Here is a 24,195-nt window from a genome sequence, read left to right on the forward strand (position 1 = left end):
CGGACCGACCAGCCCCCTCCATCTCCTCTCCCCTCCCCTCCCCTCCCCTCCCCGGGGCCGGCCAGCCCCTACGCCAGCCGGGGCAACTCCTCCCGCCGAAGCTGCCCCCGCAGAGGCGCCCCCGCCAGGAACCGCTCCACCTCCCCCACCGCGAACTCCCCGAGCCTGCGCACCTCGCTGCCCTGCGCCCCCGCGACATGCGGGGTGACCAGGACGTTCGGCAGCGTCAGAAGAGGGTGGCCGGCCGGCAGCGGCTCCGGGTCCGTCACGTCCAGGAAGGCGTCGAGGCGACCCGCCCCGCACTCCCTGGCCAGCGCCTCCGTGTCGATCAGCGCGCCGCGCGCCGTGTTGATGAGCGTTCCCCCGTCGGGGATCAGCTTCAGCATCTCCTCGCTCACCATGCCCCGTGTCTCGGGGAGTTGGGGCGCGTGGACGCTGACGATCGAGCTGCGCCGGCACAGCTCCGAGAGGTCGACCAGCTCCACGCCGAGGCCGGCCGCCTCCTCCCGCGTGACGTACGGATCGCTGAGCAGCACGCGCCACCCCGCGTCGGACGCGCGCAGCGCCGCGATGACCCCGCGGCCGATGCGGGAGGCGCCGATGATGCCGATCGTGCGTGCGTCGGCGCCGGTCCGCTCGGTGAAGGGCGGCCACCCGGCCGCGTATCCCGCCGCGGTCGGCAGCGCGCCCTTCGCCGCGAAGGTGATCGCGGCGAGCGTGTACGCCACGACGGGCCCGGCGTTCGCGTCGGCCGCCGACGAGACCACCACGCCCCGGTCCCACAGCGCGTCCGTCACCACGGGTTTCACCGAGCCGGCGGCATGCACGAGGGCCCTGAGCCGAGGGGCGTGGGCGAGGACCTCGGCCGTGACGGGCGGGCAGTTCCAGCCGGTGACCAGGATCTCCGCGTCGGCCAGCGCCGCGAGCGCCCCGGCTCCGGTGAGTGAGCCGGTGAGCAGGGCGGGCGCCAACTCCACGCTGCGGTCGAGCCGTTCACGGATGTCGGGGGCGAAGACCCGCTCCGCCACGTCCGCGCTCATCGCGAGCACCGCGTTCGGTCGGCCCTGCAGCTCTGCCTGGTCTGCCACGCGTGACCATCCCTCGTAGTAACCGGTTACCCAACATCGCCTGGAGGCTAGGCCGAAGTCAGGACGGGGGTCAAGAGATCGCGGGGTCAAGGGGGTTGACCGGGGTTAGTAACCGCTTTAGATTCCGGTCACCTTGTTCGGACAACGGAGGGGCTGCCGTGTCGGCGGTGACGAAGGAACGGACGGAAACCGAGGCGGTGAAGCCGCCCGGCAAGCGCAGCAATCGGCCAAATGGCAACAAAACAAAGCGTGATGAGCGATGGAAACGGTTTCGCTCCTCGCGAGTCCTGCTGCTGCTCATGGCCCCGGGAGTCGCGTACTTCCTGGTGTTCCACTACGGCGCGTTCATCGGGAACGCCGTCGCCTTCAAGGAGTACGTCCCCTTCGACGGCCTCTGGGCCAGCCCCTGGGTCGGCCTCGAGAACTTCGACCGGATGTTCGGGGACCCGGACTTCTGGCACGCGACCTGGAACACGCTCTTCCTCGCGGTGCTCCAGCTGGTCTTCTTCTTCCCGGTCCCGCTCGGCCTCGCCCTGCTCCTGCACAGCCTGACCTCGGACCTGACACGGCGCTTCGTGCAGTCGGTGGTCTATCTGCCGCACTTCCTGTCGTGGGTCATCGTCGTCGCCCTGTTCCAGCAGGTGCTCGCCGACACCGGGCTGCTCAACTCCGTGCTCGGGCAGGCGGGTCTGCACTCCGTCGACATCATCGGCAACCCCGACGCCTACCCGGCGCTCGTCGTCGCCCAGGTCGTCTGGAAGGACGCGGGCTGGGGCACGATCATCTTCCTCGCCGCGCTGATGCAGGTGGACGAGCAGCAGTACGAGGCCGCCGCCATCGACGGAGCCGGCCCCTTGCGCCGCTTCTGGCACGTGACGCTGCCGTCGATCCGGCCGGTCGTCATCCTGCTGCTGATCATGCGGCTCGGCGACATCCTCTCCGTCGGCTTCGAACAGATGCTGCTGCAACGGCAGTCGGTGGGACCCGAGGCCGGTGAGGTCCTCGACACCTTCGTCTTCTGGCAGGGCATCGTCGGCGGCGACACCGGATACGCCGCGGCGGCGGGCCTGTTCAAGGGCGTGGTCGGCGCGATTCTCGTCTTCGCGGCCAACAAGGTCGCCCATCGCCTCGGCGAGCAGGGGGTCTACAAGTGAGCACGAAATCCACGGCGACACGGGCCACGAGACCCCCGCGGGCAGCGAAGCCCCCGCGCCCCGTACGCCCCTCCTGGATGGAGAAGCCCAAGCCGGTCACCCAGGTGGCCAAGGCCCTCGCCATCGTCACCATCCTGGTCATGGTCTTCGTGCCGTTCCTGGTCATCATCTCGACGTCGTTCGCCTCCAACCGCGAGGTCATCGCCAACGGCGGCTGGGTGCTGTGGCCGCAGCACCCGACCCTGCGCGCCTACGAGCAGGTCTTCGAGGGCGGCATCGTCACCAAGGCGCTCGGGGTCAGCGCCGGCATCACGGTCATCGGCACCCTGGCCTCCCTCGCGTGCACCACGTTCCTCGCGTACGCACTGAGCCGCCCCAAGGTGTACGGCGGCAAGCCGATCCTCCTGATCGTCCTGTTCACCTTCCTCTTCCCGCCCGGCATGATTCCCGCGTTCCTGCTGGTCAAGGGCATGGGAATGCTGGAGAGCTACAGCGCGCTGATCGTCCCCGTCCTCATCAACGTCTTCAATCTCGTCGTCCTGCGCGGCTTCTTCCAGGGCGTGCCCGAGGAGTTGTACGAGGCGGCGCGGCTGGACGGCGCGAACGACTGGCAGATCCTGTGGCGGGTCGTGCTCCCGCTCTCCAAGGCCGCCCTCGCGGTGGTCGGCCTCTTCTACGCGGTGAGCTACTGGAACGCCTGGTTCCATGCCTCGATCTACCTGGAGTCCGACCACTGGCCGCTCCAGCAGGTGCTGCGTACGTACGTGATGGGCGGCTCGCAGATCGCGGACACCGGCCTGAGCGACGCGGCGAACGTCTCGGCCCCGCAGACGATGCAGATGGCCGTCCTGGTGATCGCCACCGTGCCGATCCTGATCGTCTACCCCTTCCTCCAGAAGTACTTCACCAAGGGCGTACTCACGGGCGCCATCAAGAGCTGAGCCAACTTCCCCGTACCTTCGAAAGGACGTCACTGTGTCTGGTTCCTCGGCTTCCGCAATGTCGCGCCGTACGCTGCTGCGCTCCATAGCCGTCGGCGGGGCCGCGGTCGCGGCCCCCTCCCTGCTCACCGCCTGCTCCACCGGCTCGGGCGGCGGCGGTTCGGTCAGCAACGCCAACAAGAAGGCGGCGCCCTGGCCGACGTACACGCCCGCCAAGGGCCCGACGCCCGACCTCGCGCCCAGCACCGAGGGCGTACAGCCCGGATTCACCAGGTACCCGCAGAAGCTGGTCGCGGCGACCGCCGAGAAGCCGGGCAACGGCAAGCAGAAGATCAAGGTCATGACCATCACCTACGGCACCCCGCCGAAGCCGGTCGGATCGAACAAGTTCTGGCAGGCGATGAACGACGCCCTCGGCGTGGAGGTCGAGTTCTCGGTCGTGCCGGACGCGGACTTCCGTTCCAAGATGTCCACCCTGATGTCGGGCGACGACCTGCCCGACATGATCAACTTCGGTGGCGGGTATGTCCTTCCGCGCGAGTCGCAGTTCGTGAAGTCGCGGTGCGAGGATCTCTCGGAGCACCTCTCCGGAGACGCGGTCAAGGACTACCCGAACCTCGCCAACATCCCCACGTACGCGTGGGAGGGCATGGGCCGCGTCGCCGGCCGCATCTACGGCCTGCCGATCGAACGCGCCAAGGTGCAGGGCGCGATGTTCATCAACCGCGAGGCCTTCGACAAGGCGGGCTACAAGCCGGGCATGGCGGCGGCCGACTTCCAGGCGATGGCGCGCGAGGCGTCGCGGAACAAGAAGTCCGCGCTCGGCGCCTCGTCGGTCGGCTTCTTCGGCTACCTCTACCACGCGATGTGGCACGGCGCGCCGAACCAGTGGCAGATCAAGAACGGCAAGGTCACCGACATGTTCGGGACCGACGAGTTCAAGGCCGCCCTGGAGTACATGTCCAAGATGCGCAAGGCGGGCTCGTACAACTCCGACGCCACCTCGATCTCCCAGGTCGACCTCAAGACGCAGTTCTACAACGGCACCGTCCGCTCCATGACGGACGGCTGGGGCGCTGCCATCTCCAACGCGCAGGGCATCAAGGACGAGTTCACCCTTGACGCCGCCGTGCCGTACGTGGTGGACGGCGCGACGCCCGTCTATCAGCAGAACCGCGGCTGTTTCGGCTACACCGTCATCAAGAAGGCCTCCAAGGACCGCGTCAAGCTGATGCTGCGGGTCCTGGACTGGCTGGCGTCCCCGTTCGGCTCCAAGGAGTACGAGCTGATGCACTCCGGAGTCGAGGGCACGCACTTCGAGTACGACAAGAACGGCGACCCGATCCCCACCTCGCTCGGCCTGGTCGAGAACCGCACGAACCTCCCCTTCGCCTACCTCATGGACGCGCCGCAGCCGCTGTACTTCCCCGGCTTCCCCGATCTCACCAAGCGGCTGCACACCTGGGAGAAGGCGGTCGTGCCGAACCTCGTCCGGGACGACCACTGGGGCCTGATGTCGGACACGTACAACCGGCAGGGAGCGTCCATGCAACAGGTCATCGAGGACGGCGTCACGGCGATCGTCTCGGGCCGCAAGAAGCTGTCCGACTGGGACGCCGTCTACAAGAAGTGGCAGACCCAGGGCGGCGAGAAGGCTCGCGAGGAGTTCGCGAAGGAGTACGAAGCCGCGCACTGATCCGGCGCGGGAGCGGGATGATGGTCCGGGGGCGGGCTGCCGTGGAGCGCGGGCTGCCGAGGGGCAACGCCGCCCCGGATTCTGCTACTTGAGGGAGACACAGTGGGTGAGCGGGTCACCATCCGCGATGTGGCGGCGCGGGCGGGCGTCTCGGTCGCGACCGTCTCGCGGGTTCTCGCGGGCAACTACCCGACGTCGACGGCGTCACGGGGGAAGGTGCTGCGGGCGGTCAAGGACCTCGACTACGTCGCCAACGCGCACGCGCGCGCGTTGGCGGGCGCGGGCCGCAAGACGATCGCGGTGCTGATGTTCGACGTGGTGAGCTCCTTCTACGCGCATGTCGCGCAGGGCGTGGAGATGGAGGCCGCCCAGCGGGGGCGGCTCACGCTCATCTCGTCGACGAACAGCGATCCGGCCCGCGAGCTCGCCCTGGTGCAGATGATGCGCGAGCAGGCCGCTGAGGCGGTGGTGCTCGTGGGCGGGGTCATCGAGGACGACGAGTACCGCGAACGGATGGCGCGGTACGCCGAGGCCCTCGCCGCGGCGGGCTCCCGCCTCGTCCTGTGCGGGCGTCCGGCGCCGGCGCCCGATGTCCCCGCGCTGGTCGTCGAGTACGACAACGAGGCGGGCGCGTACGCCATCACGAGCCACCTCCTTGGCGCCGGCCACCGCAAGATAGCCCTGATCGGCTACCAGCCCGGGCACACCACGGGCGAGGACCGCGTCGCGGGCTACCTCCGCGCGCTGGCCGATCACGGGGTGCCGCGCGAGGAGGCGATCCTGCACGGCATCGGCTTCGGTCAGAATCACGGGTACGAGGCGATCAAGGACCTCCTCAAGAAGGCGGACGGCCGGCCGGACTTCACCGCGGTGTTCGCGGGCGACGACAGGGTGGCGGCGGCCACGGTGATCGCCCTGCGGGAGCATGGGCTGCGGGTGCCGGAGGACATCTCGGTGGTCGGCTACAACGACGATCCGGTGGCGGCGGACATCACTCCCGGCCTGACGACCGTGCACATCCCCGCGGAGGAGATGGGCCGCACCGCCGTCCGCCTCGCCCTGTCGGGTTCCCCCCGAACGGGCCAGGAACGCCACCTCCTGGGCACGCACATCGTGATCCGGGAGAGCGTGCGGGGGCTCCGGGAGGGCGGTTCGTAGGGGCCGACGGTTCGTAGGGGCCGAACCCCTGGACCGCCTCAGGGCTGGGGCGGGGGGGGCTTTGCGGGGGCCCTTGGGTGGGGGTGCCGTTGCCGTTGCCGGCGGGGGTGTGGGCGGAGGTTAGGTGCACCGGGGGTGTGGCCTGAACCGCCGCTCCGCGGCGGGTTTTCCCCGCCCACCCGCCCGATTGCCCCGGGTCGAGTCGGGGTGGGTGGGCGTCGCGCTGCTCGACGTGCACGTCAGATCTCCGCTGCGCGGCAAGATTTTCCCGCCACCCACCCGTTTGCCCGGCACCAAGCCACCAAGGCACCGCCGGGCACTCGGGTGGGTGGGCGGGAGAAAACCGCCGCGCAGCGGCGAACCAGAACCGCCGACGACGCACGACCGCCCCCCGGACGGGGGGGACGGCCCGATGCCGGGCGCTCGGGTGGGTGGGCGGGAGAAAACCGCCGCGCAGCGGCAGACCAAGACCACCGACGGCGCACGACCAACCCCCGGACGGGGGAGGCCCGAGGCCGCGGGAAAGACCCGCCGCGCAGCGGCGGTTCAGGGGCGGGCGACAGGCCCAGGGGCCAGCACCGCATCCGCCACAACCCCCGGAGCATCCCGCATCGGCAAATGCCCCGAGGGCTCCGCGACGCGGAAGGTCGCACCGAGGGAGGCGGCGAGACCTCGCTGCCGGGCCGGCCAGGCCGAAGAGCCACCCCCGTACGCGGCAAGCACCGTCACCGGGAGCTCACCCGGCAGGGGGAGAACCCCCCGGAGCGCGGCGAGCTGCAACGCCACGTCACCGTAGGTCGCGTACTCCAGCAACGCCCCCCGCCACACCCGACTCACCCCGTAGACCCGCCGCAACGGCCCGCCACCCCCCACCGCCACCCTCCGCACCGCAGGCCCCACCGCCCACGGCAACCCCGCTCCGGCGAGAACCGCCCCGCCCACCCGCGCCGCCCCCACCCGCACCCCGCGCGGAACCCGCACCCTCGGCCGTTCCTCGACGCTGGAGTCGACCAGGACCAGGCCCGCCGTACGCTCAGGGAAGAGCCGGGCGAACGCCTCGCAGTGGAAGCCCGCCAGGGAGTGTCCGACCACGGTGGCCGGGCCGGCGAGGCCCACCGCGTGCAGGACCGCCGCGATCCGCTCGGCCTCGCCCGCAAGCGTGGGCGCCACGCGCGCGTGCCCGCTCAGCCCTGCCCCCGGCCGGTCGAAGCGGACAACGGTCCGCCACGGGACGAGGCGCTCCACCACCGCGTCCCAGTCGAACCACGCGAGCCCGAGCCCCGCGCTCAGCACGCACACCGGCCCGCTCCCCGCCACCCGCACGTGATGCGGCACTCCCCCGATCCGTACGAAACTCACCCGCGCCGCACCACCGCACGCGCGAGGAACCCCAGCCAGACCGCGATCAGCAGCACCTGGAACCGCTGCCCCGCCCCCAGCGCCCACGTGCCGTACCCCGCGTCGAAGGCGGCGATCGCGGCCAAGGTCCAGGCGGTGGCGGCCAGTTCGAGGCCAACGAGGACGAGACCTGGGCCGCCCGCGAGGGAGGGCAGGAGCCCGTGCCTGCGCGCCGCGTACGTCAGCGCCACCATCCCCACCAGCGCCCCCGTCACCGCGACACTGCTGCTCACCACATGCGCCGAGTGCGCAGCGGGCACGAGCCCTGCCCGCTCCCTGGCCCCGCAGACCGCGTCGGCGGTCGGTGCGCAGCTCAGCGGCAGCCGCGAATCGACCGCGGTGGCCGCCCCGAACAGGACGAGCCCCGCCCACCCCGCGACCCCGCTCCACCGCCGCGGGAGCCACAGCAGCGCGCCCACCGCACCCGCGAGGAGCAGCAGACCCGCGGTCAGGTCGGTCGTGCGGAACAGCGTGCCGTACGGCTGGTCCCGGGCCCCGAGTTCACTGACGTACGAACTCAGCGGCGAGAGTCCCGTACCGAGGAAGGCTTCGATGAGCCACGTGCTGTAGGCGACCGCACCGAGCGCCAGGAGGGCCGAGACGGTGACGGCGCGAGCGCGGGAGCGGCCGTGGCAGGGCTTCGTCGGCGTGGCCGGCACGGCGGGGCGGACGGCGCTAGTCGGTGACGACACGCGCGTCCCCGCCGCCGTTCGCGCACACCGACACGCGCCCCAGTTTGTCCGTAATCGTCATGAAGTCATGATCGACGGCATACCGGGGGGCCGCATGTCGTCCCATACCCGGCGGGGGTAAGGTTCCGCCCATGGCGGCCACGAGGAGACCAGCGCACGGCAGGCAGCTCCTGCTGCTCGCCGCCCTGCTCTTCGGCATCGTGACGATGCACACGCTGGGCCACCCGACCGGCCACGCGCCGGGTCCCGGAACGGTCCACTCCACGAGCTTTGGGACAGCCCACTCCACAAGCTCCGCGACAAGCCACTCGCCAAGTCCCGCGACGGATCACTCCCCAAGCGACCCGGGCGACCCAAGCCATCTGAACAACCCGAGCCCGCTGAGCGACCTGAGCGACCCAAGCCAGCTGATCGACCCGAGCCATCCGGGCGGGCCCGAACTGGCCGCCGGGCGGCACGAAATGAGTGCGGGCGACTCAGCACCCCCGGGCATGGCCGTAGTCACCGGCCACGCGCGCGCGGCGGCGGCCGTGGGCGCCCCCGCAGGGATGGGCGGGATGGACCCGCTGTCCGTCTGCCTCGCCGTCCTTGCCGCGCTCACCCTCGTCCTGCTGCTCAAGGCAGGCCTGCTGCGGCCCGGCGGCTTCGCCGTCCCCGCACGGCCGCTCGCCCGGCTGCTCGACGGGCTGCGGCCCAATCCGCCGCCGCCCCGCATACTCCTCTCCCACCTCTCGGTGCTGCGCATTTAGGCCGACGCACCGGCTGCTTCGCGCTGCCCGCGCCCCGGTGTGCCCGTGAATGGGAACCTCCCGGCGTCGAGCGGTGTATCAGAAGCAGCAGATGCGCCCATCTGCACGCACCACCACGACGAGGTGTCTCAGCCATGCGCACTCAACCCCCGCGCACTCAACCCCCGCGCACCCCTTCGCGCCGCGCACTTTCGCGCCGCGCCCTGCTCGGCGCCGCGACGGCCGTCGCCGGTCCGGGAATCCTGACGGCCTGCTCCGGGTCCGGCTCCGGTGCGGACTCCGCCCACGCCGGGCACGGCGGCGGCTCCGAGCCCGAGGGCTACGTCGATCCCGCGGGCAAGGAAGTCGCCGCCGCGGAGAAGAAGCGAACCGGCGGCGGCACGGTCCACGAGGTGAAGCTCATGGCCATGACGGCCAAGCTCGACCTCGGCGGCCGCACGGTGAAGACGTGGGCGTACGGCGACCGGCTCCCCGGCAAGGAAGTCCGCGTCACCGCGGGCGACACCCTCGCCCTCACGCTCGCCAACCACCTCCCCGAGGCCACTTCCCTGCACTGGCACGGCCTGGCTCTGCGCAACGACATGGACGGCGTCCCCGGCCTGACCCAGAAGGCCGTCAAGCCCGGTGCGGAGTTCACTTACCGCTTCGCGGTGCCGCACCCGGGGACCTACTGGTTCCACCCCCACTCGGGCACCCAGCAGGACCGCGGTCTGTACGCACCACTGATCGTCGAGGACCCCAAGGAGCCCTTGCGGTACGACAAGGAGTGGGTCGTCGTCCTGGACGACTGGCTCGACGGGGTGGACGGCTCCACCCCGGACGCCGTGCTCGCCGAGCTCGGCAAGGGCATGGGCGGCCACGACATGGGAGGCGCCAGCGAGGAGGGAGGCGGCTCTGACGGGAGCGGCATGAACCACGGCGATAGCGGCGATGACGGCGGCCACAGCGGCCACTCCGGCCACAGCATGTCCGGCACGGCACCGCGCACGGCCGCGACGCCAAATCCCTCCGCGACGTCAGACTCCTCCGCGACGCCGCATCCCTCCGCAATGCCGAGTGCCCCTTCCCGCATGATGATGGGCGCCAAGAGCGACCTGCTGGGCGGCGACGCGGGCGACGTCGCCTACCCGCACTACTTGATCAACGGCCGCACGCCGGACGCCCCGTCCTCCTTCAAGGCCCGCCCCGGCGACCGCATCCGCCTGCGCATCATCAACGCCGGCGGGGACACGGCCTTCCGGGTGGCGCTCGGGGGCCACGAGATGACCGTGACGCACACGGACGGCTTCCCGGTGGAGCACGCGAGGACGGACGCGCTGCTGCTCGGCATGGGCGAGCGCTATGACGTCCTGGTCACCGCCAAGGACGGCGTCTTCCCGCTGACCGCGGCGGCCGAGGGCAAGAAGGCGGCAGCCCTCGCGGTCCTGCGCACGGGCGGCGGCCGGGCGCCTGCCCCCTCGACACGCCCCAAGGAACTGAAGGGCCGACTCCTCACGGCGGACAAGCTCCGGGCCGCGCGATCGGTGGCCCTCCCGTCCCGCAAGCCGGACCGCACGATCAGGCTGCAACTGACGGGCGGAATGGCGAAGTACGACTGGGCCTTCGACAAGACGCCCTACTCCCCCGACCGCCGCCACCCGGTCCGCGCGGGCGAACGGGTCCGCCTGATCTTCGCCAACTCGACGACGATGTGGCACCCGATCCATCTGCACGGCCACACGTTCACCCTGGCGAACACGCCGGACGGCCCACGCAAGGACACCGCGGTCATCTTGCCGAACGGCACCCTGACGGTGGACTTCGAGGCCGACAACCCAGGCCTGTGGATGATCCACTGCCACAACGTCTACCACTCGGAGGCAGGAATGATGACGGTCCTCGGCTACCGAACCTGACAGCCTCGGGCCACCGCACCTAACGCCCTCGGGCCACCGCGCCTGACGGCCTGACGGCCCAGGGCCTCCGCGCCCAACGGCCCAGGGCCACCCCGCCCAACCGCGGCGAGTCCGTGGGGTGCCCCCGGTGGGGCACCCCACCCCCGCCCCGCAAGGCATCGCGTCGCTCTGACGATTACACTGAGCCTCGTGCCTCAACTACGCCTCGCCCTGAATCAGATCGACTCGACCGTCGGCGATCTCGCCGGGAACGTCGAGGCGATCGTCCATTGGACCCGGCACTCCGCCGAGCAGGGAGCGCACCTCGTCGCGTTCCCCGAGATGGCGCTGACCGGCTATCCCGTCGAGGACCTCGCCCTGCGGTCGTCCTTCGTCGACGCCTCCCGGGAGGCGTTGCGCGCGCTCGCCGCGCGGCTGAACGACGAGGGGTACGGCGAGTTGCCGGTCGTCGTCGGCTATCTCGACCGCACCGAGGAGGCCAAGCCGAAGTACGGCCAGCCCGCGGGCGCCCCGCGGGACGCCGCCGCCGTGCTGCACCGCGGCGAGGCCATCCTGACGTACTCCAAGCACCACCTGCCGAACTACGGCGTCTTCGACGAGTTCCGCTACTTCGTGCCGGGCGAGACCCTGCCGATCCTGCGCGTGCACGGCGTCGACGTCGCGCTCGCCATCTGCGAGGACCTCTGGCAGGACGGCGGCCGTGTCCCCGCCACGCGCACCGCGGGCGCGGGGCTGCTGCTGTCCATCAACGCGTCGCCGTACGAGCAGAACAAGGACGACGTACGGCTTGAGCTCGTGCGCAAGCGCGCGCAGGAGGCCGGCTGCACCACCGCCTACCTCGCCATGATCGGCGGCCAGGACGACATCGTCTTCGACGGTGACTCGGTCGTCGTGGACCGGGACGGCGAAGTCATCGCGCGTGCCCCGCAGTTCGCCGAGGGCTGTGTGGTCCTCGATCTGGACCTTCCGGCCGCCGCCGCGCAGCCGCCGTCGGGCATCGTGGACGACGGCCTGCGCATCGAGCACGTCACGGTCTCGCAGGATCCCCTGCCCGCGTACGAGCCGGAGCTCACCGGTGGGTACGCCGAGCGGCTCGACGACGAGGAAGAGGTGTACTCGGCGCTGGTCGTCGGGCTGCGTGCGTACACCGCGAAGAACGGATTCAGCAGCGTCCTGATCGGGCTCTCCGGAGGCATCGACTCCGCCCTCACCGCCGCGATCGCCTGCGACGCGCTCGGCGCGCAGAACGTGTACGGCGTCGCGATGCCCTCCCGCTACTCGTCGGAGCACTCCATCAGTGACGCGGAGGATCTGGCCAACCGTACGGGGCTGAACTTCCGTACCGTGCCGATCGCCCCGATGTTCGACGCCTACATGGGGTCGCTGGGTCTGACCGGTCTCGCCGAGGAGAATCTCCAGTCGCGGCTGCGCGGCACGATGCTGATGGCCCTCTCCAACCAGGAGGGCCACATCGTCCTCGCCCCGGGCAACAAGTCCGAGCTCGCGGTGGGGTATTCGACGCTCTACGGCGACTCGGTCGGGGCGTACGGCCCGATCAAGGACGTCTACAAGTCCCTGATCTTCCGGCTCGCCGAGTGGCGCAACCGCGCGGCCGTCGACCGTGGCCAGACGCCGCCGATCCCGGAGAACTCCATCACCAAGCCGCCGAGCGCGGAGCTGCGTCCCGACCAGGTGGACACGGACTCGCTGCCGGACTACCCGGTCCTCGACGCGATCCTGGAGATGTACGTCGACCGGGACATGGGCGCGGACACGATCGTCGCCGCCGGTTATGACCGGGAGCTGGTCGTGAAGACGCTGCGGATGGTGGACACCGCCGAGTACAAGCGACGGCAGTACCCGCCGGGCACGAAGATCTCCGCGAAGGGCTTCGGCAAGGACCGGCGGCTGCCGATCACCAATCGCTGGCGGGAAGCGGTCTGACGGAAACGGGTGGGTGGGCGGAAGTTCCGCCCACCCACCCGTCATCCTTGGAACGCGGGGTTCTACCGCCGGGAGGTCTCTCGCAGCGGCGCCCCCGAAGCCACCAGCCGCTCGCTGCCCGCCGCGGGCGCCGGCGACCGCAGGTCGACGACGTACGCCACCCCGGCCACCCCGAGGCCGAGCACCGCGAGAGCCGCGCCCGTCAAGGCCGGTGAAGTGACCCCGAAGCCCGCGGCCAGCGCGAGGCCGCCGACCCAGGCACCTCCCGCGTTGGCGAGGTTGAACGCGGCCTGGTTGGCGGAGGAGGCCAGGGAGGGGGCCGCCGACGCCTTCTCCATCACCATCAGCTGCAGGGGCGAGCCCGTCGTGAACGCCGCCATGCCGAGCAGCGTCACCGCGAGCGCCGCGCTCCACGCCGTCCCCATCAGGACGGGGAACAGGGCGAGGACCACGACGAGCGCCGTGAGCCCACCGAAGAGCGTGCCCCGCAGGGAGTGGTCGGCGAGCCGGCCGCCGAGCAGGTTGCCCGCCGTCGCGCCGACACCGAACAGCGCGAGCAGCAGCGTGACGCTGGACTCGGCGTAGCCCGCGGCGTCGGTGAGCATCGGCGTGACATAGCTGTACGCGGAGAACAGCGCCCCGAAGCCCGCCACCGTCGTGCCGAGCGCGAGCCACACCGGAACGCTGCCGAGTGCCCGGATCTCCCCGCGCAGGCCGCCGCTCTCGCCGTGGCCGTGGTCGGCGGGGACGAGGAGGGCCAGGGCGGCGATGGCGGCGAGGCCGATCGCGCTGACCGCGAGGAACGTCGCGCGCCAGCCGAGTTGCTGTCCCATGGCCGTGGCGACGGGCACGCCCACGATGTTGGCGACGGTCAGGCCGAGGAACATGAGCGAGACGGAGCGCGCCTTGCGCTCGGGGGCCACCAGACCGGTGGCGACGACCGCTCCGACGCCGAAGAACGCGCCGTGCGGGAGGCCGCTCAGGAAGCGGGCGGCCATCAGCCAGTGGTAGTCGGGGGCGGCAGCCGAGAGCGCGTTGCCGGCGACGAAGAGCACCATCAGGCCGATGAGGACGCGGCGGCGCGGCATGCGCGCGGTGACCGCGGCGAGCAGCGGGGCGCCGATGACGACACCGAGCGCGTACGCCGAGACCAGGTGTCCGGCGGTCGGGATGGATATGTGCAGGTCGTCCGCGACGTTGGGCAGCAGGCCCATCATCACGAACTCGGTCGTGCCGATGCCGAAGGCGCCCACGGCTAGGGCGAGCAGGGCCAGGGGCATGAAGAACCTTCCGGGGGAGCGCATGAGGGACTGGTGTTCCGTAAGTTTACGTACGGAACAAAGTCACTCCGGCCCAGTATTCCGCGAGCCTCACAACTCGACCCGCGCCGCGATCGGCAGATGGTCGCTGCCCGTCTCCGGCAGCGTCCACGACGACAGCGGCTCGACGCCCTTCACCATGATCTGGTCGATCCGCGCCATCGGGAACGACGCGGGCCAGCTGAAGCCGAAGCCGTCGCCCGCCGCGCCCTGCGTGGAGCGCATCTGTGAGGTGACCGCGTTCAGGGCGCGGTCGTTCATCGTGCCGTTCAGGTCGCCGAGCAGCACGATCTTGGAGACCTGCTCGTCGGCGATCGCCTCACCCAGCGCGTCCGCGCTGTCGTCACGCTGGTTGGCGGTGAAGCCGGCGTCCAGCTTGACCCGCACCGACGGCAGGTGGGCGACGTAGACGGCGACCTCGCCCTTGGGGCTGTTGACCGTCGTGCGCATCGCGCGCGTCCAGCCCAGCTTGATGTCGACGGGCCTGGTGCCGGTCAGGGGGTACTTGCTCCACAGGCCGACCGTGCCCTGCACCGAGTGGTACTTGTACGTGCCGGCCAGCGCCTTCTCGTACGTCGGGACGGCGTTCGCCGTGAGCTCCTCCAGGGCCACGACGTCGGCGCCGGAAGCGGCGACGTCACGGGCGGTGCCCGACGGGTCGGCGTTCTCCGCGTTCACGTTGTGGGTGGCGACCGTGAGGTCACCGCCGGCGCCCGACTTGTCGCTGATCAGGCCGCCGAAGGAGCTGACCCAGATGACCGAGGGCAGCAGCACGGCGATCAGCGCGGTGGCGGACTTGCGCACGAAGCCGATGACGAGCAGCACCGGGATCAGGATGCCGAGCCAGGGCAGGAACGTCTCGATGAGGCTGCCGAGGTTGCCGACGCCGTTCGGGATCTGTGCGTGGAAGAGCATCACCAGGGCGAGCAGCACCGCGACCCCGGCCGTGACGAGCCCGCGTCGCCAGATGTCCCGGTCGCCCCGCCAGCCGTCGGCCAGGCGCCGGAACCGAGACCCCTGGCGGCCGGGTTCCGAGCCGCCGCTGCCTGTCTCCGTCACATACGCCTGCGCCATACGCTCGTCGCCTCACTGGTGCCGTGCAACCGTCCTCGCCCCTGAAACCCTAGGCGATGATCGGGTGTCCTCCCCGCCGTCCGTGACGGCCGTACGGGACGAGGACGAGCGGCGCGGCGCGGCGGGTTCCGCATCTCACCGCACAACGGGCCGCTGTGACGAAACGCGCACATTCACCCCGTGGGCCGTAGCCCCGCGAGCACGGTGTCCACGATCCGCTCGGCGAGGTCCTCCTCCAGCGGCGCGTCGGAGCGCAGGACGGTGCGTACGAGCATGGGGCCGACGAAGAGATCGTTGGCGAGGACGATGTCGACGTCGGCGGGCAGTTCGCCGTTCTCCGCGCCGCGGCGCAGCACCCCGAGCATGACGCGGCGCTGGGGTTCGATGACGGTCGCGTGGTACGCCTCCCACAGCTTCGGCAGGCTCTTCATCTGCGCGAACACGTTGTGCAGCAGCGCGGAGGACCGCATGTTCACGCCGCGCCTGCGCAGATGGTCGAGGAGGACGATGATGTCGCCGCGCATCGAATCGCCGGCCAGCTCGGGCGGCGGGTCGTCGATGCCGCGCAGGATGTCGACGAAGAGTTCCTCCTTGCCGCTCCAGCGACGGTAGATGGTCGCCTTGCCGACACCCGCCGTGCGCGCGATCCGCTCGATGGAGAGATCGGCCAGAGGCACGCCGTCCTCGATCAGCTTCAGGACGCCCTCGACGATCGACCGCTCCACGGCCTCACTCCGGGGGCGCCCCCTGGCCCCTTTGGCGATGTGGCCCACGTCAACTCCGCTTCTTCGTCCGGCGCTCTGCCGTGGCGATTCTCCCTGCCCCGGTCAGTGCCCCGCGCCCACGGGGTCGGCCTCCGGACGCTCCGCCTGCGGCTCCTGGGGTGTGCGGCCCGGCAGGAACAGGGCGACGACCACGACGCCGATCAGGGCGACGCCCGCGCCGCACAGTGCCGTGATGTGCATGGCGTGCAGGAAGGAGTCGTGGGCCGCTGTCACCAGCGGTTCGCCGCGCGGGCCGAGCTTGGCGGCGACGCCGAGGGTGGCCTCGATGGACTCGCCCGCCGCGTGCCGCGCGTCGGCGGGCAGCAGCGTGAGCTTGTCCTCGACGCCGCTGCGGTAGGCCGCGGAGAGCACGGAGCCGAGGACCGCGATGCCGAGGGCGCCGCCGACCTGCCGGAAGGTGTTGCTCAACGCGGAGGCGGAGCCCGCCTTCTCGCGGGGCAGCGCCTGCATGATGACGACGCTGGCGGGCGTCATGATGTGCGCCATGCCGGTGCCCATCAGGAAGAAGATGACCTCCAGGATCCAGATCGGCGTATCGGCCTCCAGGGTGGTGAAGGAGGCGAGCATCGCGGCCAGGAGCAGCAGCCCGCCCGAGCAGACGGCGCGGACGCCGAAGCGGTCGACGACGAGGCGGGCGCGCGGCGCGAAGATGAGCTGGGCCGCGGCGAGCGGCAGCATCAGCAGACCGGTCTGCAGCGGCGAGTAGCCGCGCACGCTCTGGGTGTAGAAGACCGCGAAGAACGTCACGCCCATCAGCGCGAAGAAGACCAGGGCGAGGGAGCTGATCGCCGCCGAGAAGACACGGTTCCTGAAGTACGAGATGTCGATGGACGGGTGGTCGCTGCGCTTCTCGTACAGCACGAAGCCGACGAGTACGGCGAGGCCCAGGGCGACGGTTCCGATGACGGCGGGGTCGGTGAAGTCGGCGAGCTGGCCGCCCTTGATGATGCCGTAGACGAGCAGGACCAGGCCGACGACGGACAGGGCGACGCCCACCAGGTCGATCCGGCCCGGCTTCGGGTCGCGCGACTCGGGCACGAGCCAGATCATCAGACCGATCGCGACGATCACGATCGGCACGTTCACCAGGAAGACCGAGCCCCACCAGAAGTGGTCGAGAAGGACACCGCCGGTGATGGGCCCGATCGCGATGGCGAGGCCGACGCCGCCCGCCCAGATGCCGATGGCCTTGGGCTGCTCGTCGCGCTCGAAGACGTTCATCAGGACGGCGAGGGTGGCGGGCATCACGAAGGCCGCGCCGAGGCCCATCACCGCGCGGAACAGGATGAGTTGCACGGGCGAGCCGGACTCGGCGGCGAGCGCGGAGCCGATGCCGAAGACGGCGAGGCCCGCGAGCAGCACCTTCTTGCGGCCGAGCCGGTCACCGAGCAGGCCCGCGGTGAACAGGAGCCCGGCGAAGACCAGGGTGTAGGAGTTGATGGCCCACTCCAGGTCGCCCTGGGTGGCGCCGAGGCCCGTGGGCTCGGGGGTCGAGATCGTCTTGATGGCGACGTTCAGGATCGAGTTGTCGAGCACCACGATCAGCAGGCTCAGCATCAGGACGCCGAGGATCGCCCACCGGCGCCGGTGAACGGCTTCCGGTATGCGTGGAGTGGAGACGGCGGGAGTAGTCATGACAGCCACTCTAGGCCCATTCCGATACGAGACCGTCTCGTATTGTAAAGACTTTACCGAAGGGTCCACTAGCCGCCGGGCGGCACGCGATGCCACCATGGAGGTGATCCGGGGACGCCGTCAGGGCGCCTCGAGATAACAGAAGGAGCCGTTGCGATGACGCAACTTTCGGCTGCCCAGAACCAGCCCGCGGGCCCCGCCGGCCAGTCCACCGACAGCAGCAAGGCGCTGTACGGAGGCAAGAGCACCCGCCGCATCACCGTCCGGGACATCGCCGCCGCCAAGGAGCGCGGCGAGAAGTGGCCCATGCTCACCGCGTACGACGCGATGACCGCGTCCGTCTTCGACGAGTCCGGCATCCCCGTGATGCTGGTCGGCGACTCGGCGGGCAACTGTCACCTCGGGTACGAGACGACCGTGCCCGTCACCCTCGACGAGATGACCATGCTGTCCGCGGCCGTCGTACGGGGCACGTCGCGTGCCCTGATCGTCGGCGACCTGCCCTTCGGGTCCTACCAGGAAGGCCCGGTCCAGGCCCTTCGCTCGGCGACCCGCCTGGTGAAGGAGGCCGGGGTCGGCGCGGTGAAGCTGGAGGGCGGCGAACGTTCGCTCCCCCAGACCGAGCTCATCGTCTCCTCCGGCATCCCCGTCATGTCCCACCTCGGCCTGACGCCGCAGTCCGTGAACACCATGGGCTACCGCGTCCAGGGCCGCGGCGACGAGGCGGCGCACCGCCTCCTGAGCGACGCGAAGGCCGCGCAGGACGCGGGCGCGTTCGCGGTCGTCCTCGAACTGGTCCCCGAGGAGCTGGCGGCCGAGGTCACCCGCTCCCTGCACATCCCGACGGTCGGGATCGGCGCGGGGGCCGCGTGCGACGCGCAGGTCCTGGTCTGGACGGACATGCTGGGCCTGACCGGCGGCAAGATGCCGCGCTTCGTGAAGCAGTACGCGGATCTGCGGGGCGTGATGAGCGGGGCGGCCAAGGCGTTCGCGGAGGATGTGGTGGGCGGGGCGTTCCCCTCCGGGGAGCATGCGGTCCACTAGTACCGCGGGGCGGTTCCGTACCGCCGTATGAGCCATAGCGGCACCACCGGCAGCCCGTCGATTTCCCCCGTCGACGGGCTGTCCGTTTTCCCCGCGGGTCTGCGCGGGCTTTTGTCCGCCGCTTCGCGGCGATGTCTCCCACCCACCCATTACTCCGGGGTAATCGGGTGGGTGGGCGCGAAAGATCCGCCGCGCAGCGGCGGGACAGGACGCCGCACCGGCCCACCGCCCAGGTACAGGCACCGGCCCACCGCCCAGGTGTAGGCAAGCTGTCGGTGGTTTGTCGGTGGCTGCTGACAGTCTTGCGGCATGACGCGAATCGACAACATCCCCGGCGGCGCCGGAAGCGCCGTCACCGTGAGGGGACTGGTCAAGCACTACGGCGAGACCAAAGCACTGGACGGCGTGGACCTCGACGTACGCGAAGGCACCGTCCTCGGCGTGCTCGGCCCGAACGGCGCCGGCAAGACCACCCTCGTGCGCTGCCTCTCCACCCTCATCACGCCCGACGCGGGCACCGCCCACGTGGCCGGGTACGACGTGGCCAAGCAGCCCCGCCAGCTCCGCCGGGTCATAGGCCTCACCGGCCAGTACGCCTCCGTGGACGAGAAGCTCTCCGGGCGCGAGAACCTCTACATGATCGGGCGCCTCCTCGACCTCTCCCGCAAGGAGTCCAGGGCGAGGGCGGACGGCCTCCTGGAGCGGTTCTCGCTCACCGAGGCGGCGAACCGCCCGGCCAAGACGTACTCCGGCGGCATGCGCCGCCGCCTCGACCTCGCGGCGTCGATGATCGGCAGCCCCTCCGTCCTCTACCTGGACGAGCCGACCACCGGCCTCGACCCCCGTACCCGCAACGAGGTGTGGGCCGAGGTCAAGCGCATGGTCACCGAGGGCGTCACCGTGCTGCTCACCACGCAGTACATGGAGGAGGCCGAGCAGCTCGCCTCCGAGCTGACCGTCATCGACCGCGGCAAGGTCATCGCCAACGGCGGCATCGACGAGCTGAAGGCGAAGGTCGGCGGCCGCACCCTGCGCATCCGCCCGGCCGACCCGCTGGAGCTGCGCCCGCTGGCCGGCGCGCTCGACGACATGGGCCTGACCGGCCTCGCCACCTCCACCGTGGACGCCGAGTCCGGCACGGTCCTGGTGCCGATCCTCAGCGACGAGCAGCTGACCGCCGTGGTCGGCGCCGTCACCGCGCGCGGCATCACGATCGGCTCGATCGGCACCGAACTGCCCAGCCTGGACGAGGTGTTCCTCTCCATCACCGGCCAGAAGGCCAGCGCCCCGCAGGACGCCCGCCCCGAACTCGAGGAGGTTGCCGTATGAGCAGCACCACTCTCACGCCGCCCCTCCACCAGGGAGAGGCCGACGCCCGCATCGGTCTTCGCGACCACGTCCGGCACACCAGCGCGCTGGTCCGCCGCAACCTGCTGTGGATCCGCCAGGACCCGGAGTCGATGTTCGACGCGGTCCTGATGCCGATCGTCTTCACGCTCCTGTTCGTGTACGTCTTCGGCGGTTCCATCGGCCAGGCGCTCGGCGGTGGTCAGGACCAGTACGTGCAGTACGTGGTCCCGGGCATGATGGCGATGATGAGCATGAACATCGCCATGGCCGTCGGCACCGGCTTCAACCAGGACTTCCAGAACGGCATCATGGACCGTTTCCGCACCCTGCCGATCGGTCAGGGCTCGGTCCTCTTCGCCAAGATCGTGGTGGAGCTGATGCGTCTGCTCATCGCGACGACGATCATGATGATCGTCGGTGTCCTGGTGGGCTTCGACATCACCAACTGGGGCGGACTGCTCGCCGCGGTGGGCCTCTCCGCGCTCTTCGGCACGTCTATCATGTGGATCTTCCTGGTCCTCGGCGTCACGATGAAGAGCGCCCAGTCCGTGCAGGCGATGGGCTTCCTGGTCCTGATGCCGCTGCAGTTCGGTTCGTCGATCTTCGCGCCGACGCAGTCGATGCCGGGCTGGCTGCAGGGCTTCACCGACTACAACCCGCTGTCCTCGCTCGCGGACTCCGCGCGCGGCCTGATGGTGGGCGGCCCGGTCGCGCACGACGTCTGGGTGACGGTCGGCTGGTCGGCGGTGCTCACGCTGGCGATGGCGCCGATCGCGATCCACAAGTTCCGCACGAAGAACTGAGTGCGGACGCGCTAGCCGATGTGTCTGTCGCAGAGGGCGGCGGCCTCCTCCACGGAGAGGCTGCCGCCTTCCGCGTACGCGGCCTCGTACGCGGTGTCGCCCAGGGCTCCGAGGGCCAACTCCACGGCGGTGTCGCGGATGTCGCGCTCCGCGGCGGGCGCGAAGTGACCCGCCGGCAGCTCCCGGTCGGCGACCGCGATCAGCCGGACCGCGTCGTGGGCGTACCGGCCGTCGTCGAGGGCGGCCAGGGCGCGGGCGGCGGTGGTGAGGTGCACGGACGTCATCTGCGGCGCCATCATCTTGACCAGCGGGTCGAGGGACTTGTCGAGCGCGCCGCGCGCCGTGGCGAGGCCCTTCGCGTGCCGGCCGTCCACGGTGTCGAGCCAGGCCTCGGCGCCCAGCATGAAGCCCTCGAAGATGACGAACTCGACGGCCTTGAACTCCTCTTTCAGCAAACGGAGTTGTTCCCGCGCCGCGTCGGTCCGGCCGGTACGGGCGAGCAGGTCCACGAGGAAGAAGCGGGCGGCCGGCAGCGACTCGCCGGAGTTCGCGGCGGCCTGACCGTCGTGTTCGAGGACAGACCAGAGCAGCTCCTCCCCCCGGGCCTCTTCACCGCCCTCCGCGAGCACCGCCCCGAGCCGCGCCGTGAGCACGCTCACCTGCGCGGGGGCACCGAGCCGCTCCGCGTGCCCGATGGCGGCCGCGAAGTCCTCGGCGGCCAGGGCGAACCGGCCGCGCCGCTCATGGGCCTCGCCGCGCGAGGAGAGCGCCTCGGCCATGCCCCACACGTCGCCGAGGGTGGTGAAGATCTCAAGGGACTCGTCGGCGTCACGGCGCGCGTCGCCCGCCCGGTCGGCGCGGTTGGCGAGGACGTTGGCGCGCTGCTGCAAGGACGCGGCGAGCTCCCAGTCGTAGCCGCGCTCGCGGCAGGTGGCGATGGTCGCGTCGATGATGGCGTGCAGTTTGTCGATGTCACCGTCGAGCAGCACCGCGAAGAACCACAGGCTCCCCGGGGACCAGCAGGTCTGCGGAAGCCCCGGCCGGTAGGCCTCCCTGATGCCCGCGAGTTTGTCCACGGCCTCCGGTGTGTGCCAGGACTCCAGGTTCATGTCCATGCAGGACAGCTGGATGAGGTGGACACCGCGCCGTGCCTCCTGGAGCACCTCGGGGCGCATGGGCGGCGGGTTGTCCGTGCAGCGTTCGTAGAGGGGTTCCACCGGGGCGACGGGCCGTGTGAAGGGGTCGGGGCCGAGGGCGACGACGTCGCGGGACCAGTTGCGGGTCTCGATGCGCAGGTCGCGGATGGTCCAGAACCAGGAGAGCGAGAGGACCAGGCAGAGCGCCTCCTGCTCGTCCCGGGCGGCGACGGCGTGCCGCAGGGCGGTGCGCAGGTTCTCGTACTCGACCTCGAGACGTTCGACGGCCTCCCGCTGCCCGCCGCCCCGCAGACGCGGTTCGGTCGTCCGGGCCAGCTCGCGGAAGTACACCAGGTGGGCCCGCTCGGCCGCGCCGCGGTCACCGGCCTCGTCGAGCCGCTCCCCCGCGTACTCGCCCACGGTCTCCAGGAGGCGGTAGCGCATCACGCCCTGCGGCGAAGGGGCGGCGACGACAAGGGACTTGTCGACGAGCGAGCCGAGTACGTCGGCGACGTCGGGCGACCCGGCCGTGGCCCCGCACACCGCCTCCGCCGCGGCGAGGTCGCAGCCGCCCGCGAAGACGGAGAGGCGGCGCAGGACGGTGCGTTCGGGGCTGTCCAGGAGGTCCCAGGACCAGTCGACGACCGCGCGCAGGGTCTGCTGGCGGGGCAGGACCGTGCGGGCGCCGTTCGTCAGGAGGCGGAAGCGGTCGTCGAGGCGGTCGGCGATCTGCCGGGGGGTGAGCATGCGCAGCCGGGCCGCGGCCAGTTCGATGGCCAGGGGCAGGCCGTCCAGGCGGCGGCAGATCTCCGCCGCCGCGGCCCTGTCGTCCTCGACGCGGAAGCCCGGCCGCGCCGCCGCGCCGCGGTCCGCGAGCAGGCGCAGCGCGATCGGCTCCGGCAGCGGCTCCACGGGGCGCAGCAACTCCCCCGGTACGCCAAGGGGTTCACGGCTCGTGGCGAGCACCGTGAGGCCGGGGCAGTGGGCGAGCAGCCGGTCCGCGAGGCGGGCCGCGGCGTCGATGACGTGCTCGCAGTTGTCGAGGATGAGGAGCATGCGGCGCGCGGCGCAGTGCTCGGTGAGGCGGACGACGGGGTCGTCGCCGTGCCATTCGGAGACCGCCCGCAGTTCTTCGGCGCCCGCGCCGCGCAGCACCGTCTCGCGGGCGCCGAGCGCGGTGAGGACCGCCTCCGGCACCGCGTCCGGGTCCTCGACCGGGGCGAGTTCGGCCAGCCATACGCCGTCGGGCACCCCCTCGGCGTGGGCCTCGGCCGCCTCCTGCGAAAGCCGTGTCTTCCCGGCGCCGCCGGGCCCGAGCAGCGTGACCAGGCGGGCCCGGGCCAGGTCGCCCCGGATGGCCTCGATGTCGCCCTCGCGGCCGACGAAGGAGGTGAGCCTGGCCCGCAGGTTGCCCTGCGGTCTCTGGGGCGGGCGGGCTCGCGCCGCGGCCGGCCGGGAGGCGTCGGCGTGCAGCAACTCCTCGTGCAGTGCCCGGAGTTCGGGCCCGGGGTCGGCGCCGATGCGGTCCGCGATGAGGCGGCGCACCTCGTCGTACGCGGCGAGGGCCTGCGCCGGGCGGCCCGCGTCCCGCAGCGCCCTCAGCCGCAGGGCCTGGAGCGGCTCGTCGAGGGGGTGGTCGTCGCACAGGGCGGCCAGCTCGGGCAGCGCCTGCTCGGCCCGGCCCAGCGCGAGGGCCGCGGCCAGCCTGGCGCGGCGGGCTTCGAGGCGGCGGGACTCCCACCGGGCCGCCTCCGCCGTGCGGTCCGGCAGGTCGGCGAGTGCGGGGCCCTGCCAGAGGGCGAGCGCGTCGTCCAGGATCGCCGCCGCCTTGGCCGCGTCACCGTCGGCGAGGGCGTCCGCGCCCTCGGCCGCGAGGCGGTCGAAGCGGTACAGGTCGATGTCGTCCGGGGCGGCGCACAGCTGATAGCCGCCGTCGGTGGAGACGACGGCCCCGGCTCCGACGGCCCGGCGCAGCCGGCCCACCAGGGCCTGCAGGGCGCCGGTCGCGTCGGCGGGCGGATCTCCGTGCCACACCTCGTCGACGAGCACGGGCGCGGGGACGGCCCGGGGGGCGTGCAGGGCGAGGACCGTCAGGAGCGCGCGCAGCCTTGAGCCGCCCACGGCGATCGGGGTGCCGTCGGTGTGAAATGCCTGGGTGGTGCCGAGAATGCGATAGCGCACGGGGTCCATTGTCTCTGGTGGCGGTGAGGAGCGGTGCCGGGCGCTGCGCCGGGCACCGGCGCACCTCTCGTCACCGGCGCCGCCCGGTTCGTCCCCGAACGCGCGGCGGGCCGACGGCCCGGCCCGCCCGGGTCCGGAAGTCTCGGTCTCACG

18 protein-coding genes are annotated in these 24,195 nt (G+C 71.3%); 10 read left to right on the forward strand and 8 right to left on the reverse strand.

Going from position 1 to position 24,195, the window contains the following annotated elements:
* Positions 1-68: 68 nt before the first annotated feature.
* A complete protein-coding gene (locus ACWD02_RS00750) occupies positions 69-1,040 on the reverse strand; it encodes a hydroxyacid dehydrogenase (protein ID WP_451204309.1) in 972 nt (323 codons plus the stop codon).
* A gap of 347 nt (positions 1,041-1,387) precedes the next feature.
* On the opposite strand from ACWD02_RS00750, the gene ACWD02_RS00755 reads away from it, so the two are divergent.
* The 4 genes from ACWD02_RS00755 (at position 1,388) to ACWD02_RS00770 (ending at position 6,037) form a co-directional block, all read left to right on the forward strand.
* Positions 1,388-2,242 carry an ABC transporter permease gene (locus tag ACWD02_RS00755; protein ID WP_451202992.1) on the forward strand — a complete coding sequence of 285 codons (855 nt, stop codon included), beginning with the start codon at positions 1,388-1,390 and terminating at the stop codon, positions 2,240-2,242.
* 77 nt (positions 2,243-2,319) lie between these two features.
* The gene (locus ACWD02_RS00760; protein WP_451202995.1) at positions 2,320-3,183 is read left to right on the forward strand and encodes a carbohydrate ABC transporter permease; all 864 of its coding nucleotides are present in this window, start codon (positions 2,320-2,322) and stop codon (positions 3,181-3,183) included.
* A 58-nt stretch (positions 3,184-3,241) separates the two neighbouring features.
* Positions 3,242-4,879, forward strand: a complete 1,638-nt coding sequence (locus ACWD02_RS00765; protein WP_451202998.1) for an extracellular solute-binding protein — start codon at positions 3,242-3,244, stop codon at positions 4,877-4,879.
* 102 nt (positions 4,880-4,981) lie between these two features.
* Positions 4,982-6,037, forward strand: a complete 1,056-nt coding sequence (locus ACWD02_RS00770; RefSeq protein WP_451203000.1) for a LacI family DNA-binding transcriptional regulator — start codon at positions 4,982-4,984, stop codon at positions 6,035-6,037.
* Between the two features lie 546 nt (positions 6,038-6,583).
* On the opposite strand, the gene ACWD02_RS00775 is transcribed toward ACWD02_RS00770, so the two are convergent.
* The gene (locus ACWD02_RS00775) at positions 6,584-7,396 is read right to left on the reverse strand and encodes an alpha/beta fold hydrolase (protein ID WP_451203003.1); all 813 of its coding nucleotides are present in this window, start codon (positions 7,394-7,396) and stop codon (positions 6,584-6,586) included.
* Positions 7,393-8,025: a DUF998 domain-containing protein gene (locus ACWD02_RS00780; protein WP_451204311.1), complete on the reverse strand. Its 633-nt coding sequence runs from the start codon at positions 8,023-8,025 to the stop codon at positions 7,393-7,395. The genes ACWD02_RS00775 and ACWD02_RS00780 overlap by 4 nt, the downstream gene beginning before the upstream one ends.
* 233 nt (positions 8,026-8,258) lie before the next feature.
* On the opposite strand from ACWD02_RS00780, the gene ACWD02_RS00785 reads away from it, so the two are divergent.
* From ACWD02_RS00785 to ACWD02_RS00795, 3 genes are all read left to right on the forward strand, one after another.
* Complete coding sequence (locus ACWD02_RS00785) at positions 8,259-8,876, forward strand: hypothetical protein (RefSeq protein ID WP_451203006.1); 618 nt, start codon at positions 8,259-8,261, stop codon at positions 8,874-8,876.
* 134 nt (positions 8,877-9,010) lie between these two features.
* Positions 9,011-10,771, forward strand: coding sequence for a multicopper oxidase family protein (locus ACWD02_RS00790; protein ID WP_451203009.1), 1,761 nt, complete (start codon positions 9,011-9,013; stop codon positions 10,769-10,771).
* Between the two features lie 189 nt (positions 10,772-10,960).
* A complete protein-coding gene (locus ACWD02_RS00795; RefSeq protein ID WP_451203011.1) occupies positions 10,961-12,715 on the forward strand; it encodes an NAD+ synthase in 1,755 nt (584 codons plus the stop codon).
* A gap of 62 nt (positions 12,716-12,777) precedes the next feature.
* Here ACWD02_RS00795 and ACWD02_RS00800 read toward each other — a convergent pair whose 3' ends face one another.
* From ACWD02_RS00800 to ACWD02_RS00815, 4 genes are all read right to left on the reverse strand, one after another.
* Entirely contained in the window at positions 12,778-13,995 is a 1,218-nt protein-coding gene (locus ACWD02_RS00800; protein WP_451203013.1) for an MFS transporter, read from the reverse strand.
* Positions 13,996-14,085: 90 nt separating this feature from the next.
* The gene (locus tag ACWD02_RS00805) at positions 14,086-15,108 is read right to left on the reverse strand and encodes an endonuclease/exonuclease/phosphatase family protein (protein ID WP_451203015.1); all 1,023 of its coding nucleotides are present in this window, start codon (positions 15,106-15,108) and stop codon (positions 14,086-14,088) included.
* A gap of 173 nt (positions 15,109-15,281) precedes the next feature.
* On the reverse strand, positions 15,282-15,833 hold the full coding sequence (locus tag ACWD02_RS00810) for a TetR/AcrR family transcriptional regulator (RefSeq protein WP_451203017.1): 552 nt from the start codon (positions 15,831-15,833) through the stop codon (positions 15,282-15,284).
* Positions 15,834-15,935: 102 nt separating this feature from the next.
* Entirely contained in the window at positions 15,936-17,528 is a 1,593-nt protein-coding gene (locus tag ACWD02_RS00815; RefSeq protein WP_451203020.1) for an MFS transporter, read from the reverse strand.
* 156 nt (positions 17,529-17,684) lie between these two features.
* Here ACWD02_RS00815 and panB point away from each other — a divergent pair, with 156 nt between their 5' ends.
* The 3 genes from panB (at position 17,685) to ACWD02_RS00830 (ending at position 20,725) form a co-directional block, all read left to right on the forward strand.
* Positions 17,685-18,572: a 3-methyl-2-oxobutanoate hydroxymethyltransferase gene (panB, locus tag ACWD02_RS00820; protein ID WP_451203022.1), complete on the forward strand. Its 888-nt coding sequence runs from the start codon at positions 17,685-17,687 to the stop codon at positions 18,570-18,572.
* A 309-nt stretch (positions 18,573-18,881) separates the two neighbouring features.
* The gene (locus ACWD02_RS00825; RefSeq protein WP_451203025.1) at positions 18,882-19,901 is read left to right on the forward strand and encodes an ATP-binding cassette domain-containing protein; all 1,020 of its coding nucleotides are present in this window, start codon (positions 18,882-18,884) and stop codon (positions 19,899-19,901) included.
* Complete coding sequence (locus ACWD02_RS00830; protein ID WP_451203027.1) at positions 19,898-20,725, forward strand: ABC transporter permease; 828 nt, start codon at positions 19,898-19,900, stop codon at positions 20,723-20,725. The genes ACWD02_RS00825 and ACWD02_RS00830 overlap by 4 nt, the downstream gene beginning before the upstream one ends.
* A gap of 11 nt (positions 20,726-20,736) precedes the next feature.
* Here the strand turns inward: ACWD02_RS00830 and ACWD02_RS00835 are convergent, their stop codons facing one another.
* Positions 20,737-24,051: an AfsR/SARP family transcriptional regulator gene (locus ACWD02_RS00835; RefSeq protein WP_451203029.1), complete on the reverse strand. Its 3,315-nt coding sequence runs from the start codon at positions 24,049-24,051 to the stop codon at positions 20,737-20,739.
* Positions 24,052-24,195 lie beyond the last annotated feature (144 nt).

Source organism: Streptomyces sp. NPDC002853 (genome assembly GCF_053591915.1).

Coding starts and splice junctions, on each gene's coding strand:
- ACWD02_RS00815 (WP_451203020.1), bottom strand. CDS start 17,528: ATGACTACTCCCGCCGTCTCCACTCCACGCATACCGGAAGCCGTTCAC.
- ACWD02_RS00805 (WP_451203015.1), bottom strand. CDS start 15,108: ATGGCGCAGGCGTATGTGACGGAGACAGGCAGCGGCGGCTCGGAACCC.
- ACWD02_RS00835 (WP_451203029.1), bottom strand. CDS start 24,051: ATGGACCCCGTGCGCTATCGCATTCTCGGCACCACCCAGGCATTTCAC.
- ACWD02_RS00785 (WP_451203006.1), top strand. CDS start 8,259: ATGGCGGCCACGAGGAGACCAGCGCACGGCAGGCAGCTCCTGCTGCTC.
- ACWD02_RS00760 (WP_451202995.1), top strand. CDS start 2,320: ATGGAGAAGCCCAAGCCGGTCACCCAGGTGGCCAAGGCCCTCGCCATC.
- ACWD02_RS00755 (WP_451202992.1), top strand. CDS start 1,388: ATGGCCCCGGGAGTCGCGTACTTCCTGGTGTTCCACTACGGCGCGTTC.
- ACWD02_RS00825 (WP_451203025.1), top strand. CDS start 18,882: ATGACGCGAATCGACAACATCCCCGGCGGCGCCGGAAGCGCCGTCACC.
- ACWD02_RS00800 (WP_451203013.1), bottom strand. CDS start 13,995: ATGCCCCTGGCCCTGCTCGCCCTAGCCGTGGGCGCCTTCGGCATCGGC.
- ACWD02_RS00765 (WP_451202998.1), top strand. CDS start 3,242: ATGTCGCGCCGTACGCTGCTGCGCTCCATAGCCGTCGGCGGGGCCGCG.
- ACWD02_RS00790 (WP_451203009.1), top strand. CDS start 9,011: ATGCGCACTCAACCCCCGCGCACTCAACCCCCGCGCACCCCTTCGCGC.
- ACWD02_RS00750 (WP_451204309.1), bottom strand. CDS start 1,040: ATGAGCGCGGACGTGGCGGAGCGGGTCTTCGCCCCCGACATCCGTGAA.
- panB (WP_451203022.1), top strand. CDS start 17,685: ATGACGCAACTTTCGGCTGCCCAGAACCAGCCCGCGGGCCCCGCCGGC.
- ACWD02_RS00830 (WP_451203027.1), top strand. CDS start 19,898: ATGAGCAGCACCACTCTCACGCCGCCCCTCCACCAGGGAGAGGCCGAC.